We start from the raw sequence: 18,440 nt of genomic DNA on the forward strand, positions 1-18,440 counted from the left end.
AAAATGCAGATTGGCGCGATAGGAGGGCTGCGCGGCAGTGTTTTCCAGGCCCCCCGGCTAAGGCTGGGCAGATACCGTCCACCAGCGCGAGGGGCATATGCCGCGATTTATCACCACCATCCTGCAAGCCTGGGCCGAGCGCCGCCGCGCACGCCGCCGGCAGGCCAATCTGCGTGCAGGCGCGCGCGGCAACCGGTCGATGCGCCTGGTCTCATCGGCGAGCGCCGGAAGCCAGCCGGGGACAGGTGGCGCGCCAGCCAGCGCGGTTGGCGGTGCGGCTATCGCGGCACGGGCGCTCGGCCGGCAGCGGGCCATGTGGATCGCCATCGCGGGCGTTTGCGTGCTGGCGGGCGGCGGTATGCTGATTGCCGGCCACGCCCGCCACTTGGCCGCGGCCACGGTCAGCACGCCGCAAGCGGTCAACAGCGTGCGCGCGGCTTACGCTTATCAATCCGTGCTGCCCGGCGCCACCTTCACCGTACCGTCACAGGCAGGCCTCAACACCAGCATCCATGCCGGCGGCGCCTTGCTGGTGGCATCCGGGATGCAAGCCGCGCCGGCGGTGCGTGTGGACTTGTGCAGCCAGATGCGCAGCCCCACCGACGCGCGGCTGCTGCCACTGCGGCTGGGCTACCGTTTCGATGACGTCAAGCGCTGGGTCCAGCGCAACGAGGCTTCGGACGCCCGGATCTCGCTGCGCAACGTGCTGCTGGTGGCCGACGGCGGCGCCGACGCCGTGCCCGAAATACAAATCGAAGGCACTGCCCGCGCGGACTTCGCCGATCCGCTGAGCGAGCCGCTGCAACTGAGCTGGCGCAGCGCGCCAGCTGGCGCGCGCTGGATCAGCGATGCCAGCTTCGGCCAGGTCGAGCAGGGCGCCAGCGGCCAGGTCGCGCTGCGCCAGCAGGGATGGCTGTTGTGGGGCGCCGCGTCGGCGTTGCGCATCGAACGGCGCGCCAACGCCATGTGTCCGCAGGCCGGCGAACTGGTGGTGCAGATGTATCGCCCGGCGCCGCCAGCCGCCGCCGGCGTGCCAGCCGGCGCGCTGGTGGTTGCCTTTCCCGCGCGCGGCAGGGCCGTCAGCACCAATCTCGCGGCGGGATCTTACCAGGTGCCGGCCGCCGCACCGGCCGCGCTGGAAGACCAGTCGCTGTTCAACGCGCTGCAGGAGCAGGGCCTGGTGCGCCTGACCGCCGCCGGCGCCATCGAGCTGGCGCCGCGCGACCTGCCGCAATGGCAGGCCGCGGGCACTGCCGAACGTGCCGCCGAGTTGGACAACTGGAAGCAGGTCAAGCCCGGCGCCGCCACGCACAAACTCTTCAAGCGTCTCTACTACCAGGCCGACGGCGCCTACGTCCGCCAGCAGATCGACATCTACAACAGCGAGCGCCGCCTGCTGGCCTGGCGCGTGAAGGCGCCCCCAGGCCTTGCGCTGGACTGGAGCGTCAGCGCCGGGAGCGACGCCTCGTCCGGCAGCATGCCGGCGAAGGTCGCCACCACCAGCCAGATGCCGGTCGCCGCCTCGCGGCTGTTCGCCTCCCTGCCGCAAGGCTGGCAGCCATGGACCCGCGTGGCCCGCTGGCCGCAGGCGGCCGAAGGGCAGGGGAGCCGCCCCGTGGTGCGCCTGAACCTCTTGCTGCCGCGAGCCGCGGCAGGCGGTGAGGTCATGCAGTTGCTGGTGGCCGGCCGCGTCACCGGCACCGTCGGCGCCAGCGCGCAATCGGCGCCGGCCTGCACCGGCCGCGCCTGCGCCAGCGGCTCAGATGTCCAGCAACTCACGCTGACCCTGCAAGCGGGAGCGCACAGCGTGCAGTTCACCGCCCAGCCGCTGGACTTCAACGCGCCGGAGGACCAGAAGTACCGCCACCTGCGCGTCGCCGCCGGCCGCCTCGTGTGGCAGGCGTTGTCCCCCGCCGCAGGGGAAGCCGCACCCGGAGTGGGCCGGCCTGCCGCGCCGTCGCCGGTGCAGTTGGAGGACCGCAACGGCACGCCGCTGTGGGCTGATGGCGCGCCGACGCAGTCCGCCATCGAAGCCGGCCTCGCGCCCTTGTTGGGTGTGAGCGGCGACCATGCGAACAGCGTGGCCGGCATGCTGGCCCGCCTGCCGGTATCCGACGCCACCGTCTCGCGCGCGTCCGGCGCGGCGGTCGGCGCGCGCCTGACGCTGGACCTGCCGCTGCAAGCCCTGAGCCAGCGCGTGCTGGACTGCATCGGCATGCATCGCGGCCGCTGGGACGGCAAGGCCTGCATCGGCGGCCAGCCGGCACCCGAAGGACGCCACGCCGGCCTGGTCATCCTCGACACCGAGACCGGCGACGTGCTGGCGGCCGCCGGCGCCGGCGCGGGAAACGTCAGCGCCGCCAACTGGGCCGAGGTGCGCGACTTCGACCGCACCAGCCCCGCGCGCAGTCCATTGCGCCTCCCGGCCCTGCAGCACGACGGCGGCGCGCACCAGAGTCCAGGCTCCACGTTCAAGGTGGTCAGCGCGCTGGGACTGGAGTTGGCCGCGCAGCGCGATCCGCAGATCGATGCCCTGTTGGGCGGCATGCCGCTGCCGGCCATCAACCGCCTGGCGCAGCAGCGCGGCTTCGGCTTCCAGACCGACGCCGCCAGCTACCCGCTCAATCCGCGCCTGGCCCACATCACCAACTACCACGAGCAAAGCCTGGACCGCCGCGCGCAGGAGGGGCGACTGGGACTGGCGCAGGCGCTGACCTACAGCCTCAATACCTGGTTCGCCTGGTCCGGCGAATTGAGCGACCAAAGCCTGTTCGGCCGCGCCGACGGCGGCGCTCCGGACCTGCAGGCGCTGGATGCCGACGCGCTCGACGCGGTGCGCCCCATCGTCGCCGCCGCGCACCGGTTGGGCTTCGAGCAAACGCTGCGCCTGGACGGCGGCCTGCTGCCGGCCGATTTCAACTGGCGCAGCTGGGATGCGCTGCAGGCGACGCCGGCGCACATCGATCCTATCCATACGCGGCACGAGCTGCGCCAGATGTCGATCGGCTTGCGCATGCAGGTCACGCCGCTGCAAATGGCGCTGGCCGCGGCGGCGGTCGGGCAGGGCAAGGTGGTGGCGCCGCGCATGCTGCTCACGCTGGGCCGCACCGACAGCGTGGTGCCGGAGATGAAACCGGTCGGCATACGCCTGGACCGCATCAGGGCCGGCATGAAGGGCGTGGTCGATGTGGGTACCGGCGCCGGCGCGTTCGGCGGCGCGGCGCTGGCCGGCGTGCGGCGTGGCCTGTATGGCAAGACCGGCACCGCGCCCAGCGGCGACGACACGGCCACCGTCTGGTTCACCGGCTGGCTGGAGCCCGGCACCTTGCCCGGCCAGACGCACCGGCTGGCGATGGCGGCCTTCGCCAGCCACTCCGACGTCACTGGCGGCGAGCACGCGGCGCCGGTGCTGGCGGCGGTGCTGTCCACGCTGGCGGCGCAGAACCGCGAACAGAAGGAGAAATAGGCTTGTAAACGGGATAATGAAATCGCCGCTTTTGTGGCATGATTTTGAGGCGTCCGCCATAGCGCGCCCATTTTCGTTTTTCTACTATTGACAGGACTGTATGCGCTTGCCAGGAACCCGGTATCAGGAGCACGGCTGGGAACAAGTGCGCAAGTTGTTGGGACACTGTTCGTTGCAGGCGTTCCGGCGGCTTGAGATGCACCAGATAATCGACGCGGGACAGCACGCCGCGCTGCTCGACTGCTACACCGATGCGGTGGCTGCGGCGCTGCGCGCGGGCGCGCGCTCGGCCCGCGCCGAGGCCGAAGGCAACAGCTACGGCGACAGCGTCTACGAACTGTCGCTTAGCCTGTTGTTCGAATTGCAGGCGCAGCCCGCGTTCTGGCTGGCGTTCGCCGCCGCCGTCGCCGCCGAGCATGCGCGCAGCGGCGCCTTCTGGCTCGATGCCGCCGCCGAAGGCGTGATGCGCAAGAAGGTCAACGACATGTACGCAGGCCTGCGCGACAAGGTCGACGCCGACAACTACATCGTCACCACGGGCCGCGACTGCTCGCCCAACAAAATCTATACATACCGTATGCTCGATACCGCCTACCGCGAGATCGCCGGCCTGTTCGCGGATTGGCGCCAGCACGCGGAGCAGGTGGGGGCCATCCTCGGGCGTGCGATCGAAGGCAGCCCGATCGAAACGCGGCAGATGAAGTCCATCGGCGGCTGCAAGGCGGAATGGATCATCCGCTGGAGCGAGTCGCAGGAGCGCTATGCCGGCTCGCCCGGGCCGCTGCACACCAGATCCAAGCGCTTCGCCAGTCTGAAAAACAGCCCGGACAAGATCGCGGCGATGCTGGCGGAAATCGGCAACTACGAGGAGCTGTCCGCCAATATGGACCGCGCCGACGACTGGTCGGGCGACGCCGGCGAGGCGGCCCTGTGGCTGGAAGACTACTGGCGCGTGATCGGCGAGTCCGAACAGGGCGAGGCGCGGGACGAGGACCGTATCCTGCCCGAGCCGGAGCAGGACGGCGATGCCGGCCTTTCGGATGTTGTGCCGGACGATCCGGCGGACGGCGTAGATGGGCCGGAACCTGAATTCAAGGCGCACGACCTGGCGGTGGAACAGTCGCTGGCTGGCGCGCTTTCCCTGCCCCCCCGCTATCTGGAATTGGCGCGGGCCGCGCAGGAAGCCGGCAGCTGGGCGCTGCGTGTCCTCAGCGGTGAATCGCTGCCGATCCGGCTGGCCGTGTACCAAAAGCTGCTGGGCGCCGCCGACGACACCTACCCGGAGGCCTGGCTGGACCCGGCGACCAGCGAGCTGCCGACCCTGCAGCAGTTGGCGGCGCTGGACCAGATTTCGATGCCGACGCTGCGCAAGCGCCGCAACGAAGCGATCGACAAGCTGTACGCGGCCAACACCGCACCGGCGAAATGAAGGAGAACGAATTTGAAATCCGCACAAGATGAGCAGGACGCACGGCTGCGCGAGCGCGCGCTGCTGGCCCGCGCCGTGCCGGGCGACCGCCTGATGCTGGCCGACGCCACGCTGCTGGCGGCGCTGGACGGCAGCCGGGTGCTGACGCCGAACGAGCGGCAGGCGCTTTCCGCGTCGCCGTTGACGTTGCGGCGCTTTCGCCAGCTGTCGCTGGAGCGGCAAGCGTCGATGCGCTTGCCGCAGGCCGCCAACGATCCGGTATGGAGCGGCAGCAGCGGCATGCTGCGCGCGGCCGCCAGCGCCACCGCGCTGGAATCGCTGGCCACCGACGACGGTTGCTGGACGCTGCACTTCCTGCCGCAGGGCGAGGGCTGGCAGGTGATCCTGAGCCTGTCGGCCGAGGCGCCGTTCGCCGCCCGCCTGCTGCGCGAGCATGTGATGGTGCGCGTGATCGACGGCGGCGGGGCGATCGTCCTGCAGGGCCGGCTGGACGCGGATGGCGAATGCGAATGCGGCTGGCCCTTCGCCACCGCACCGGCGCGACACTTCCAGATGTACGGCGCGGGCTTTGCCGTCGAACCGGTGACGCCTTAGACCATGGGCATATTTTCCCGGCGCCGCAAGCCAGCCGTCGATATCGACGGTCTGGGAGCCACGCTCATCGCGCTCAGGCTCGATGGGGGCGACTCCGCGCCGGCGGGCAGCACGGTGGTGGTCTTCAACGCCGGCGGCCATGCGCGCCGCGTGCCGGCCGGGAAGGTGGCCTGCGAGCAGGGCGAGACGGCGCTGTGCTTTCATCCGGGGCCGTACACGGTGCATGTGGCGCCATTCGCCTCGGCGCCGGAGTGGGGGCTGCGGCTGCGTTTTGTGGTCGATGCGGCCAATCCGCGCGTGACGCAGCAGCGTTTCGACCTGTATTTGTACAGCGAGATGGCGGAGCGCCTGGAATTGGAGACGCTGCGTGTGGCTGCGCAAGCGGCGTTGCAAACGGAGCTGGCGCAAGGCGCATTGGATCTGCCGCCATGCACGACGATGGACGAATGGCACGCATTCCGCGCCGGTCTCAATCAGCTGATGTACACGCGTTTCGGCGTGACCGTCGACGACTGCGTGCCGGTGGATCTCGGCGACCAGGTCGACTACGCCGAAGTGCTGAAGTCGCGCGCCGCAATAGAAGCTGACGTCGTAGCGGCGACTAATGCGGCAACCGAAATGGTGGCCGAAGCGCCCGCAGCGCCGTCGCAGGTGGTGAACGCCGCCACCTCGTGCGCGCCGCCCGCGCCTGCACCGCACGCCGCCACCGCTGCGATACCGGCCGCCCGGCAGGACGCCTTCGCCCTACGGCGCCTCTTCATCGAACTCCCCAGCCTCGCCAGCGAACTGCGCGCGCTCGTCCTGCCGGACGGTTTGCAAATCTTCCAGCAGCATCAAACCCTGTTGCTGCGCCTCGGCATGGCCGCGCTGAACGTCAACACCATGCCGGCGTTGGCCTGGGCCGCGCCCGACCAGCCGCTGGCGGACGACGAGCAAGCCCGCCGCACCGCTCAAACCCTGCTGGCGTTGCAGGCGCTGGACGAAGCCTGGGCGCTGCTGGCCCGTTTCCAGCGCGCCGACCACGGGCAATGGCCGGCATTGCTGGAAGACGCGGACCGCATCTGCGCCAACCTGGAAACCGGTCTGGCCTTCCGCCGCGCCCCGCATGCGCCCCGCGCGGAGCCATCGCTATGACGACGCTATCCGCCGCCACCGTGCCGACCAACGCCGAATGCCGCAGCATGCTGCCGGACGGCCGCGTACTGACGATCACCGCCAGCCGCCGCCCGCGCGCCAACCGCGCCGACGTCAAATGCAGCGTGGCCGGCGCCCCGGCCATCGCCGAGCGGATGCAGGAAGTGGTGCGGCTGGCCCGCCATACCGAAGTGCGCCTCGACAGCCGCGACCAGGTCGTCCTCAGCATGGACATCGCCCCCGGCGCGCCGGACCGCGACTGGGAACTGGCCGCCGTCCTGGCCGACCGCATGGTACGCGGCCTGTTCCAGCCGCCGCACAAAGGCCACCAGTACGCGCAAGGCTGGTCCGACGCGTGGCACCTCGGCCGCGTCCACGGCACCGTCGGCGACGGCGCCGGCGCCGCAAGCACGCAGCACATCACCCACCTGGGTGCCTTGAGCGGACACGCCGATCCATCGTCCGGCGTATCCACTGTGCGCGCATGGTTCCCGCTGCACAGCGGCGGCATCAACGATAGCCTCGCGTGGGTGGAAGTCAGCGTCTTCGCAATCGAAAGCCCTCCGGATGGCCAGGCCGCGGCAAGCGAGGAAGACACCATCGCCGCCCCGGGCCTGGACCTGAGCGCCCAACAGGAAGTGCGCCAGACCCTGGCCGGCGCCCGCCACTTCGACGCCAAGGGACTGGGGCGCTGGCGCAGCGTGGTGCGCTTTGGCCAGCCGCGCTTCCAGGGCGGATCGTACCAACTGGCGCTGGTGATGGCGGACCGGCTCGCGCGCGGCCGTGAGTTCGTGCCGCGTGGCCGCATCATCGCCACCGGCTGCTCCAGCGCCTGGCATGCCGGCCGCGTCGACACGGTCGAAGGCCGCCAGCCCAAGCTGGAATTGATATTAATGCAAGCAACAGCGGGAGACCGCATCCTGCTCCCCAAGGACTGGGAGCCCGAACTGCCGCCCGGGTTTTCTGCTGAGCTGCGCCAAAGAGGCGCCAGCGTGGCCTGCATCGAGCGGATCGGCATGATTTAGCGCATCGCGGTATCGTGCGCAAGAATGAAATCGGGCCCGCCCTGCTAAAATCGCCGCATGGCAGGGCGGCCCGGAAGACGAATCGAAGAAGGAGTCTGACATGTTCCAAATGTTTGGTTTTGGCGGCGTTAAATGCCCGCGCTGCGAGCACAAAAACGACGACCAGTCGGGCTACTGCAAGCACTGCGGGTTGACCCTGGGCGCCCCGCGCAACGAGCCGGTGCTGCGCGATAACCGCTGGATCCCCGGCGACGACGAACTGGCCGTGTACTTCGGCGTGAGCGCCTTGTCCGGCATCTTCACCAAAACGCTGCGCGTGCCGGCCACCTCCCGCGCTTACATCCTGCAGGGCGACAAGGCCACCGAAGTCCCACAAGGCGAGTACGAGATCGAAGGCTTCTTCACCCGCCTGAATCACCTGCTGCGCAACCAGAACGCCGAAATCCTGATCACCCGCAGCGCCGCGCTGCCGGTGGAGTTTTCCTTCGCCGACCTGCAAACGGCGGAACACCTGAAGGTATCGGCCCGCTTCACGGTCGCCATCCGCATCGAGAACGTGCCGGCCTTCGCCCAGCACTTCATGACCGTGCCGGGCACCGTCAGCACGCAGCACCTGCACGACCTGCTCGGGCCCTCGGTGCATCAGGTGGCGGCGGAATTCGTCGGCAGCCGCTCGATGCGCGACATGGCCCACAACGCCGACCTTCGCCTGCAACTGGACGAGCGCCTGCAGGCCGCGCTGAAGCTGCGCCTGGCCGCATACGGCCTGGCCGTGGATCGCGTGGAGACCGCGGCGCTGCGCCACGACAAATTCGACCACAACCGCGAACGCATCGGTACTCTGTGGCTGGTGGCGGACGAGCGCCACGTGCAGCTGGAGCACACCAAGCAGCTGGACCAGATCTACGACGAAGAGGAATGGCAGGCCATCTGGCGCGAGGAGCAGAAGATGCGCTCCGAACTGCGCCGCGCCGAGCTGCGCCAGGACGCAGCCGTCGACAAGGCGGAGCTGACGTTCAAGGAATCCGAGCGCATGCAGGCGTTGCGCGCACGCGAAGTGGACCTCTACAGCCGCGTGATGGAATCGAAGACCCGCAAGGTCGCCGTCGACAAGGGCGCCGGCACCGTGCTGGCCGACCTGGAACATGAACTGGCGAAGAACAAATCGCATCGCGCCGGCGAGCAGGCCGACTGGGAGCATGTGCGCCATCTGGCCCAGATCAAGATGCGCACCGAGCTCGAAGTGCTGCAGCAGACCGCCGCCGGGCAGCGCCAGTTGGCGCAACAGCGGCTGTCGCACCAGCTGCGCCAGCAAGCCATCGAGAACCAGATGGCACAGGCGCTGCTGATCGAAGACGAAGCGCACCGCCGCAGCGAACTGGCGGCGCTGCGCCAGCGCGAGAAGGCGGAAAAAGAACGCGAGCTGCAAATCGAGGCCGAAGGCCACAATGAGCGCATCCAGGGCATGACCCTGGCCGCCGCCGCACGCCGCCGCGAGGCCGAGCGCGTTCAGGAATGGGAAGACCAGCTGCAACTGGCCCGCCAGCGCGAACTGCTGCGCGGCGACGCCGTCAAGGACGCCGCCAACGCGGTACAGGTGGCGGAGATCAACCAGAAGATCGAGGAGCTGAAGCGCGCTGGCGCGCAAGCCGATTCCGTCGCCCAGTATGAAAAGCTGTTGCGCACCATCGAGGCGGACGGCGTGCACCAGCGCCAGAACCTGGCCGTGAACAAGCAGGCCATGCTGGACCAGCTGGAGATCGAGGAGCAGCGCCAGATCCTCAAGCAGAAGGAGCAGGAGGCCCAGTGGCAGCGCGACCTGAAAAAGCTGGAGCACGATCGCGACGAGAAATTCGCTCGCTGGAAGGGCGAGTACGATGTGCTGCTGGCGCAGCAGTCGCACGAGCTGGCGCGCATCGAAACCATAGGACGCTTGAGCGACACCGGCAAGGTGGCCACCGCCGCCGCGCCGAACGCCGAGGCGCTGACGCAGATCATGAAGCTGCAGATCCAGGGCGGCATGACCGCCGAGCAGATACAGGCGCTGGCGCATGTGGTGGCGGCCGAACATGGCGTCACACCGGCGGAAGCGGCACAGCTGGCGCACACGCGGGTGCTGGAGGAACGCGCCCACCGCGACGCCGAAATGGACAAGGACCGCCGCCACCAGCTCGACCTGCTGAACGTGCAGAACACGGCCAGTGCCAGCGCATTGACCACGCAGAGCCAGTTGGGCATCGGCGTGGCGCAGGCCGGCGCTGGCGCCCCGGCACCCGCGCCGGCGCCGGTGCGCTACTGCGCCAACGGCCATCCGACGCGGGCCGGCCACCCGCTGGACAAATTCTGCGCCCAATGTGGCGTACCTTTAGCTTGAACAGTTTGAAGCAGGAACGGTTACACTTCGCTTAATGATGCAAACAGCAAGAGACAAGATCCGCGAGCTGCGGGCCTTACACGATGACGGTCTACTGAGCTTGCAGGAGTTCGACCGCCGCAAGAACGCCATCCTGGACGCGGAGTACGCGCCACCGGGAGGCGGCGTCACGGCCCCACCACCGGTGCGGCAGGGGACGGAGCTGGGGCTGATGTCCGGCCAGGAGATCGGCCCGCAGAACCGCCGCTACCGGCTGGAACGCCTGATCGGCATGGGCGGCATGGGGCAGGTGTGGCAGGCGACCGACCTGGCCACCCACGCGGAACTGGGCCACAGCGACATGGTGGCCTTGAAGATCCTGCCGCCGCAGTTGACGCAGAGCGCCACTCACGCCAAGCTGCTGATCGAGGAAGCGACGCAGGCGCGCAAGCTGGCGCATGAAAACATCGTCCGCGTGTATGAATGGGCGCAGGACCCGGCCACCTCCAGTTATTTCATCATCATGGAATACCTGGAGGGCCAGGACCTGGACGCCTACCTGGCGGCGCAAGGCCCGCTGCCGCTGGACACCATCTACCGCCTGCTGGCGCCAGTGGGCGACGCCTTGCAATACGCATGGGACAAGCACAAGCTGGTCCACCGCGACATCAAGCCCGGCAACGTGTTCCTGACCCAGCGCGGCGAGATCAAGCTGCTGGACTTCGGCATCGCCTCGCGCGCGCGCAGCGCCGGTAGCAGCCTTGGTTTGCAGACGCCCAATGCCGGCACGGTCGGCTATCGCGCACCGGAAGCGGGCACGCATCAGCGCCAGCCCGCGCCCAAGCTGGACGTCTACGCCGTCGCCGTGATGATCTACCAGTTGCTGGAAGGCCGCATGCCGTTCGACGATATGCGTCCGGCCGACTTCCATCCATCGCCGCCGCAGGGGCTCAATCCCGCGCAATGGAAGGTGCTGCAAAACGGCTTCGCCTACGCGCAGGAGCGCCGTCCGGCATCGGTCAACGAACTGCTGGCGGAGCTGCACCGCGCCGCTGGTCCAAGCGAAGAGGAACTGGCCGCTCAAGCCAAGCTGGCGCAGGAGCGCGAACAGCAGCGCAAGTCCGAACAAACCGCCCATGCCGAGGCGAAGGCCGCGCAGGCGGAACAGGCGCGCGCCGCCGAGGTGAAGCGCCAGGCGCAAGTGGCCGAGCTGGCGGCGCGCCGCCAGGCCGAGGCGCAGGCCGCGGCGGCGGAGAAGGCAAAGTTGGACCAGCAGCGCCGCGCACTGGAAGTCAAACAGCGCGCCGAGGCGGAAGCGGCCGCGCAGGCGCGCAAGCAAGCCTTGCGCGAGCAGTTGCAGGCGCGCCGCGATGCGGACGCGAAAAAGGCCCGCGACGAACGCGAGGAACAGCAACGCAAGGCCGCGCAGTTGAAAGCGGAAGCGGCGTATCGCGCGGAGCAGGAACGCCATCGCAGGCAGCAGGCCGAACGCAACGCCGCCGAATTGGCCGCATTGATGCCCACACCGGGCAGCCCGGTCGCCGACGCCCACGGCGTGCTGCGCGACCGCTTCCTCGATGGTACCGGCGTTGGTCCTGACCTGGTGCTGATTCCCACCGGCCGCTTCCAGATGGGATCACACGAACATGAACAGGCGGCGGCCATCAAGGCCGGCGCGCAGAAGAACTGGCTGGACCGCGAAACCCCGCAGCACTGGGTCGGCATCGAACAGTCGTTCGCGATGGGACGTTCGCCGGTCACGGTCGGGCAGTGGCGGCAGTTCGTGCGCGCCACCGGCTGGGAATCGCAATCGGACACCGACTGGCGCGCGCCGGGCTTCGCGCAGACCGACGAGCATCCGGTGGTCGGCGTCAGCTGGGTCGATGCGCAGCAGTACCTGCGCTGGCTGTCGGAGAAGACCGGCCAGGTGTACCGCCTGCCCAGCGAGGCGGAATGGGAATACGCCTGCCGCGCCGGCACCAAGACCGCCTTCAGCTTCGGCGACACCATCACCACCGAGCAGGCCAACTACGACGGCCACTACACCTACAACGGCAGCCCGCGCGGCGCCTATCTGCAGGGGACCAACAAGGCCGGGACGTTCCAGCCGAATCCCTGGGGCCTGTTCGACATGCACGGCAACGTGTGGGAGTGGACGCAGGATGTGGTGCACGATAACTACGTTGGCGCGCCGGTCGACGGCAGCGCGTGGGAGGAGGGCGGCGACCCGGTGCGGCGCATCCTGCGCGGCGGGTCGTGGCTCTACAACCCGCGCTACCTGCGCTCCGCGGTGCGCAACGGCTTCTCGGCGGTGCTGGCCAACGACATCGTCGGTTTCAGGGTGGCGCGAAAATTGGTCTAACTCCGGCCAAGCACCGTCAAGCGCTGGTATAATGCTGCCTTCTTCAAAACACCAGGACCGTACCATGAGCACCTTGCCACCATGCCCGAAATGTAATTCCGAGTTCACCTACGAAGACGGCACCCAGCTGGTATGCCCGGAGTGCGCCCACGAGTGGAGCGCCACCGCTGCGGAAGCCGCGGAAGAAGGAGCTAAGGTCTATCGCGACTCCGTCGGTAACATCCTGCAGGACGGCGATACTGTGACCGTGATCAAGGATTTGAAATTGAAGGGCGGCGGCGGTACCGTCAAAGTGGGCACCAAGGTCAAAAATATTCGCCTGGTCGACAGCGACCACGATATCGACTGCAAGATCGACGGCTTCGGCGCCATGAGCCTGAAAACCGAATTCGTTCGCAAAGTCGTTTAATCATCCCAGCCGCTCCAGCGCAAAGTCCACGAAGCTGCGGACCTTGGCGCTGGGGCGCGCTTCCGGCCGGCGCAAGATGTGCATGGGCCGCGACGGCAGTTCCCACTTCGGCAGCAGCCGCACCAGTTTTCCCTCCGCCAGCGCAGGCTCCAGCAGCACATCCGCCTGCATCGCCACGCCCATGTCCGCGATCGCGGCCGTCACCAGCGACATCCCCGTATTACTGACGAACGAGCTGCGTACCGCCACCTCGACCTCCTGTTCTCCCTTGCGGAAGCGCCAGGTCGCATGCGGACGCCAGTCCGAAAACATCAGGCAGTCATGCTTCTCCAGGTCCGACGGATGGCGCGGCGTGCCGCGCCTTTTGAGGTAGGCCGGGCTGGCGCAGACCAGCACGCGGCCCGGCCGCAAAGGACGCGCGATCAAGCCGCTGTCCGCCAGCGCGCCGGAGCGGATCACGATGTCGACACCTTCCTCGGCCATGTCGACCACGCGGTTGGTCAGCATCAGGTCGATTTTCACTTGCGGATGCAGTGCCGCGTAGGCGCCGATGACGGGCATCAGCCGGTGCTCGCCGTAGGTGGAGGGCGCGGAGATGCGCAGGCTGCCCTGGGGCTCCGCGCGCAGGTGCTCGGCCACATGGTCGGCTGCTTCCACACTGGCCAGCACATCGCGGCAGCGTTCCAGGTAGACCAAGCCGATTTCGGTCAGCGATTGCTTGCGCGTGGTGCGCTCGATCAGGCGCGCGCCCAGTTCCTGCTCCAGCGCCAGCACATGCTTGCCGACCATGACAGGGGACATGTCCAGCGCTTGCGCGGCGGCGGCAAAGCTGCGCGCCGTGGCGGCGGCCACGAATACCTGCATGCTGCGGAGTTTATCGCTCATTTTGATTCGAAAGTAATAGTTACGAGTCTGAGAAATTCTAGCTCATTTATGTGGTGATCGCTTCGAATAATAATGAAGCCTCATTCAACAGCAAGGAGGTCATCATGGCAGCATACGCAATCGGCTATCTCACTTTACGCAATTCGGATTGGGTGGCCGAGTACAGCGCGCACATGCCGGCGCTGGCACAAAAGCACGGCGGCAAACCGCTGGCGAAAGCGGCGCCTGTGGTGCTCGAAGGTTCGCCGATGCTGCCGGAAACGCAGATCATCGTCGAATTTCCGTCGATGGAGCACGCGCAGGCCTGGTACGACGATCCGGCGCACGCGCCGCTGAAAAAGCTGCGCCAGGGCGGCGCCGATTTTTCGATGGTGCTGCTGAACGGCCTGTGACCCGTTTAGTAGAGGCGGAACCCGGTCAAACGGTGTAGAGTGACGGTTTTGATAATGCCGTTTTCGAGGACCACCGTATGACTATCAAAGTACTGCGCGATCAGTCGCTGCCGATGCGCCACATCGTCCATGTGCGCAACCACATCCTGTCGACCGACGGTTCGGTGGAGGAGGGCGGCAGCGACGCCGGCCCTTCGCCACACGACCTGTACGACGCGGCGCTGAGCGCCTGCAAGGCCTTGACGGTCGTCTGGTACGCCAAGCGCAAGAACATCCCGCTCGAACATGTGGAAGTGAGCATGGAGCGCGATGCCAGCGAGGAGCGCCAGGGCACGTACCGCCTGGCCGCCACGCTGCACCTGACCGGCAACCTGACCGAGACCCAGCGCGCGGAACTGCTGGCCGCCGCGCAGAAATGCCCGATCCATAAACTGATGACTTCCGTGACCACCGAAGTCACCACCGTGCTGGGATAAGCCCATGACGATTTCGAATCTGCTCAAAGGCCACGAGAAAGACCTGGGCGGCGGCTTTGTCGTGCGCCGCTATTTGCCGTCCTCCGTCAAGCAGGCGGTGGGGCCGTTCATCTTCTTCGACCATTTCGGTCCGGTCGACGTGCCGCTCGACGCCGACCATGACGTGCGTCCGCACCCGCATATCGGCCTGGCCACCGTGACCTATCTGTTCGAAGGCGCGATCGACCACCGCGACAGCATCGGCAGCGTGCAGCGCATCGAGCCGGGCGCGATCAACTGGATGACGGCCGGCCGTGGCATCGTCCATTCCGAGCGCACACCCAAGGATTTGGTCGGCAAGCCGCACCGCACGCACGGCCTGCAGCTGTGGGCCGCGCTGCCGGTCGCGCATGAAGAGGACGAACCGGGCTTCTGCCATACGCCGGCCGGGGACATTCCCGAGTTCGACGTGGACGGCGCGCGCGTGCGGGTGCTGGTCGGTTCGGCGTTTGGCCAGGTCTCGCCGGTGAAGACTTACAGCCAGACGCTGTACCTGGACGTGATCCTGAAGGCGGGCCACGAACTGGCGCTGAGCGGCCTGCCGGCGGAAGCGGCGATCTATCCGATCAGCGGCGAGTTGAGTGTCGACGGCACGGCGCTGGCGCTGCACAACATGGCGTTGCTGGATACGTCCACCGCGCAGCTGATCAAGGCCGGTGCGGATGCGCAGTTCGTGGTGATCGGCGGCGAGCCGCTGGACGGCCATCGCTTCATGTCGTGGAACTTCGTCTCCTCGCGCAAGGAGCGCGTGGTGCAGGCGGGCGAGGATTGGGAGGCGCAGCGTTTCGACAAGGTGCCCGGCGAAACCGAGTTCATTCCGCTGCCGGCTAAAAAACCGGCATGAGGTAGTCGTTCCCGCCTGCGCGGGAATGACGTCAGGCGGTCGACATGGCGTTGGCCGCCACGGTGCTATACAGGTCGTTGGCGCCGGTGCGGATGATCCAGTGTTCCGGATACGGATCGCTGGCGAAGCGGTTGTGGCGCGGCACGCGGCTCAGTTTATCGAGCGGCACGGTCGGCGCCAGCGCGGTTTCCTTGCCGGTCAACTGGTCCAGGTGCCAGAAGCCGCCGTCGCGGTGCAACAGCAGCGGCAGCGCGGCCGCATGCGGCGCGGCGGCGAAGGACTTGAGCGGATAGCCTGGATGCGTCTCCGGCATCAGCAGGTAGAAGCACTCGGCGTTGGCGCCCTGGTCGATGCGGTGCAGGATCACGCCATGCGGCATGATGGCCGACACCGACAACACCACGATGCCCTTGATGCTGGCGCTTAGTTCGATGCGCATGCCCAGCCGCAGTGCGGTCGGCTTGTGCTTGCCGGGCCAGACGCCGTCCAGCAGCAGGCCGTAGCGCGACACATCTTCAATTTCAAACCCCTGGCCGGAGCGGCGTATCACCGCATGGCGGCCGGACAGGCGGCGCGTGAGGCCATTGGTGTCCTGGCCGTCGGTGCTGTAGTGTGTCAGCAGCACGTCCGATTCGGGATCGACCAGTTCAAAGCGTCCCAGCACGCATTCTTCCATCGCGAACAAACGGATCTGGCGCTGGGCGCCGGCTTCCGGCGCGGCGTTGACCAGGCAGGCCGCGCGGCTCGGATGCGGATGCATGGCGGCGGCCACCGGCATGTCGATCTCGATCAGGTCCTCGTCCCAGGCGATGGTCGTGAAGCCCATGTCGACCTTGCCGGCCGGCGCATTCAAGTCCAGGTGGGCGATGCCGGCGTTGCGCGCGGTGACATCGATATCGAGGCTCTCGCCGCCCTGCGCACTGACGCGGGCGATGGAAGCGTCGTCCGCCATCACGCGCACGTTCTTGTGCGTGCTGAGGAAGATGCGGTGGATCTCGGTCAGCGTCGCGTCCAGGCGCGGCACCAGGATGACGAAGGTGCACACCCATTTGCGCGAGGCCAGCGCCGCGTGTTGGCTCAGCAGCTCGATGCTGATCTGGTACTGGCCGTGTTCCTTGCCGCGCGAGGAGAACTCGACAAACACAGGCCGCCATTCGCCGCTGGTGGCGCGCACGAACTGCTGGCGCGCGGCGCCGTTGGGGATCAGGTCGGACTGCACTTGCAGCGTCAGTTGCGGCGCGCAGGCGTCCGGCATGCCGCGCAATTCCATCTTCAGGGTCTGGCGGCCGCCGGCTGCGCGCGGGTCGAAGCCGCTGATGTGCAGCTGCGGGCGCTCCGATTGTGCGCGTTGCAGCGGACGGGCGTAGGTGCTGGGTGCGTGGGCGGCGGCATCGGCAGGGGCGGCGTCCAGCACCGTGCCGGGGACGCCGGAACGGGTGCGGCGCACGGCACTCAGCAGGTCATAGCTGGAGGGCTCTGCTTGGGCGTGGCCGCCTTCGCAAGCTTGCGTTCCTGGCATGACCCAGTAGGTGCAATGCGGGTGCTGGGCATTACTGCATTTTTTCATGGTGAACCGACCGATGGGATACCCGTCAGTTTATGCGGTTTTCACCTGGTTTGGCAATTCGGCGGCCAATCAAACGACATATTTTTGAGCCGCGCCGCGCCGTGGGGCGGCGGCGCAACACCGCTGCTCATCAGTTATCAAAAATGCGACGGCATTGATGCGTGCGGAAGTGCCGTTTCGTCAACGTTTTCACCGGGCGCGGGATCGGGCGGCGGCGCGAAGCGCAGCACGATGGCGCTCAGGTTGTCGATGTGGAGCGCGGGCGGCGGATGGTCGGCGTAGTCATTGAACAATGCGTCGAGCGCGGCGCCGGCCGAGTGGTCCGGCTGGACCAGCAGCGCCGGCCAGCGCGCGATCCAGTGCAGCGGCCGGCCGCAGGACCAGAAGCCGTCGGTGGCTAGCAGATAGGTAGCATCCGCGCGCACGGTCAGCAGGCGGCGGTCGGCCAGGCCGTGCAGGAAGGGCGGCAGGTTGGCGGCGCTCAGCGCGAGCAGGCCGTTGTCCAGCACCTGCGGATTGGTGAAGGCGTTGCCGAGGATGTAGGCCTGGGTGATCTGCGGGCGGTGTTCGCCGTGTACCTGCTGCCACCATTCACGCTCGCCCAGCAGTCCGTGCATGGCGAACGAGGTGGCCGGCACGTGGTCCACCGTGAGCGGCTGCGCGGCTTGCGCGGTGATTTCGTACAGCCGCGAATCGCCGACGTGGTACAGCATCGGCGCGGCGCCGGGCGGGATTTCGAGCAGTGTCAGGGTGGTGCCGGGGCGGCGGAAGCTGTCGTCGTCGCCCTCGCTGCGGAATTGATCCTGCAGGCGGGCGTGCAGCGCGTCGAGGCGGGCGCCCAGTTCTTCCAGTGTGGCGCAGGCCGGGACCAGCAGCAGGCCGGTGGCCACGGCTTCGGCGGCCTGGCGGCCATTTCCATGTCCGCCCATGCCGTCCAACACGGCCAGGCGCACGTGGCCGCGCGGCCAGTCGGGCAGGGTGATGCTGTGTGGTGTCTGGTCGCGCAGGAAGACGGCGTGGCCGTGGGCGTCGATGATGAGCAGGTTGTCCTGGTTCTCCGGTACTTGCAGCTTGCTGATGCTGGCGCTGCTGCGGGCGGCGATGTCGAGGTGGGGGCCGAAGTTCTGCGAGTCGGTGATTCGGGTCATCGGTGCGGGCGCCGTGGCGCGGGAGATGAAAGGCCACAGCTTAGCCGAAATTGTGCCGGCGCGGGACGGTGTGGACGCCGGCGTCATTCGCCGCTCCGGCGCAGCCACAGGCTGTTGACCCAACCGGTGTTTTCGTGCCCGGCCACGCTGGCCCTGATCTGCCACCAGTCTCCGTTGCGCGCGCCGGTCGGCGTGACGGTGGCGCCGGCCGGCACGGTGACCAGGCGGGCCGCATGCACGCCGGCCGCCACGCGCAGGTTCAGGTCGCGGTAGACGGCGAACGGTTGTCCGGCGATCAGCGGCGCCGATGCCAGCGC

Annotated in this window: 15 protein-coding genes; 11 read left to right on the forward strand and 4 right to left on the reverse strand. The window is 67.9% G+C overall.

Annotation, left to right across the window (positions count from 1 at the left end):
- The first annotated feature begins 97 nt into the window (after positions 1 to 97).
- The 8 genes from GTP90_RS19195 (at position 98) to GTP90_RS19230 (ending at position 12,772) form a co-directional block, all read left to right on the forward strand.
- Positions 98 to 3,466, forward strand: coding sequence for a penicillin-binding transpeptidase domain-containing protein (locus GTP90_RS19195; RefSeq protein ID WP_161085071.1), 3,369 nt, complete (start codon positions 98 to 100; stop codon positions 3,464 to 3,466).
- Between the two features lie 100 nt (positions 3,467 to 3,566).
- A complete protein-coding gene (locus GTP90_RS19200; RefSeq protein WP_175048152.1) occupies positions 3,567 to 4,895 on the forward strand; it encodes a hypothetical protein in 1,329 nt (442 codons plus the stop codon).
- Between the two features lie 12 nt (positions 4,896 to 4,907).
- A complete protein-coding gene (locus GTP90_RS19205) occupies positions 4,908 to 5,489 on the forward strand; it encodes a hypothetical protein (RefSeq protein ID WP_161085073.1) in 582 nt (193 codons plus the stop codon).
- A gap of 3 nt (positions 5,490 to 5,492) precedes the next feature.
- A complete protein-coding gene (locus tag GTP90_RS19210; protein ID WP_161085074.1) occupies positions 5,493 to 6,623 on the forward strand; it encodes a hypothetical protein in 1,131 nt (376 codons plus the stop codon).
- Positions 6,620 to 7,648 carry a hypothetical protein gene (locus GTP90_RS19215; protein ID WP_161085075.1) on the forward strand — a complete coding sequence of 343 codons (1,029 nt, stop codon included), beginning with the start codon at positions 6,620 to 6,622 and terminating at the stop codon, positions 7,646 to 7,648. Before GTP90_RS19210 ends, GTP90_RS19215 begins: the two co-directional genes overlap by 4 nt.
- A 100-nt stretch (positions 7,649 to 7,748) precedes the next feature.
- Positions 7,749 to 10,022: a hypothetical protein gene (locus GTP90_RS19220; RefSeq protein ID WP_161085076.1), complete on the forward strand. Its 2,274-nt coding sequence runs from the start codon at positions 7,749 to 7,751 to the stop codon at positions 10,020 to 10,022.
- Positions 10,023 to 10,056: 34 nt separating this feature from the next.
- Positions 10,057 to 12,363 carry an SUMF1/EgtB/PvdO family nonheme iron enzyme gene (locus GTP90_RS19225; RefSeq protein WP_161085077.1) on the forward strand — a complete coding sequence of 769 codons (2,307 nt, stop codon included), beginning with the start codon at positions 10,057 to 10,059 and terminating at the stop codon, positions 12,361 to 12,363.
- Between the two features lie 64 nt (positions 12,364 to 12,427).
- The gene (locus GTP90_RS19230) at positions 12,428 to 12,772 is read left to right on the forward strand and encodes a zinc ribbon domain-containing protein YjdM (RefSeq protein ID WP_117010145.1); all 345 of its coding nucleotides are present in this window, start codon (positions 12,428 to 12,430) and stop codon (positions 12,770 to 12,772) included.
- Here GTP90_RS19230 and GTP90_RS19235 read toward each other — a convergent pair whose 3' ends face one another.
- Positions 12,773 to 13,657 (reverse strand): LysR substrate-binding domain-containing protein, encoded by an 885-nt coding sequence (locus tag GTP90_RS19235; protein WP_161085078.1) that lies wholly within the window; start codon positions 13,655 to 13,657, stop codon positions 12,773 to 12,775. It abuts the gene before it with no gap.
- 104 nt (positions 13,658 to 13,761) lie between these two features.
- Between GTP90_RS19235 and GTP90_RS19240 the strand changes: the two genes are divergently transcribed.
- The 3 genes from GTP90_RS19240 (at position 13,762) to GTP90_RS19250 (ending at position 15,408) form a co-directional block, all read left to right on the forward strand.
- Positions 13,762 to 14,049, forward strand: a complete 288-nt coding sequence (locus tag GTP90_RS19240; protein WP_161085079.1) for a DUF1330 domain-containing protein — start codon at positions 13,762 to 13,764, stop codon at positions 14,047 to 14,049.
- 77 nt (positions 14,050 to 14,126) lie between these two features.
- Positions 14,127 to 14,525, forward strand: coding sequence for an OsmC family protein (locus tag GTP90_RS19245; protein ID WP_117010147.1), 399 nt, complete (start codon positions 14,127 to 14,129; stop codon positions 14,523 to 14,525).
- 4 nt (positions 14,526 to 14,529) lie between these two features.
- Positions 14,530 to 15,408, forward strand: a complete 879-nt coding sequence (locus GTP90_RS19250) for a pirin family protein (protein ID WP_161085080.1) — start codon at positions 14,530 to 14,532, stop codon at positions 15,406 to 15,408.
- A 31-nt stretch (positions 15,409 to 15,439) separates the two neighbouring features.
- Here GTP90_RS19250 and GTP90_RS19255 read toward each other — a convergent pair whose 3' ends face one another.
- The 3 genes from GTP90_RS19255 to GTP90_RS19265 form a co-directional block, all read right to left on the reverse strand.
- On the reverse strand, positions 15,440 to 16,975 hold the full coding sequence (locus tag GTP90_RS19255) for an FHA domain-containing protein (RefSeq protein ID WP_161085081.1): 1,536 nt from the start codon (positions 16,973 to 16,975) through the stop codon (positions 15,440 to 15,442).
- 137 nt (positions 16,976 to 17,112) lie between these two features.
- Positions 17,113 to 18,123 carry a PP2C family protein-serine/threonine phosphatase gene (locus GTP90_RS19260; RefSeq protein ID WP_161085082.1) on the reverse strand — a complete coding sequence of 337 codons (1,011 nt, stop codon included), beginning with the start codon at positions 18,121 to 18,123 and terminating at the stop codon, positions 17,113 to 17,115.
- Between the two features lie 83 nt (positions 18,124 to 18,206).
- Positions 18,207 to 18,440, reverse strand: a 234-nt coding sequence (locus GTP90_RS19265) for an SH3 domain-containing protein (RefSeq protein WP_161085083.1), incomplete at its 5' end; no start/stop codon positions are given.

Source organism: Duganella vulcania, from assembly GCF_009857655.1.
GTDB classification, from domain to species: Bacteria; Pseudomonadota; Gammaproteobacteria; order Burkholderiales; family Burkholderiaceae_D; genus Rugamonas; species Rugamonas vulcania.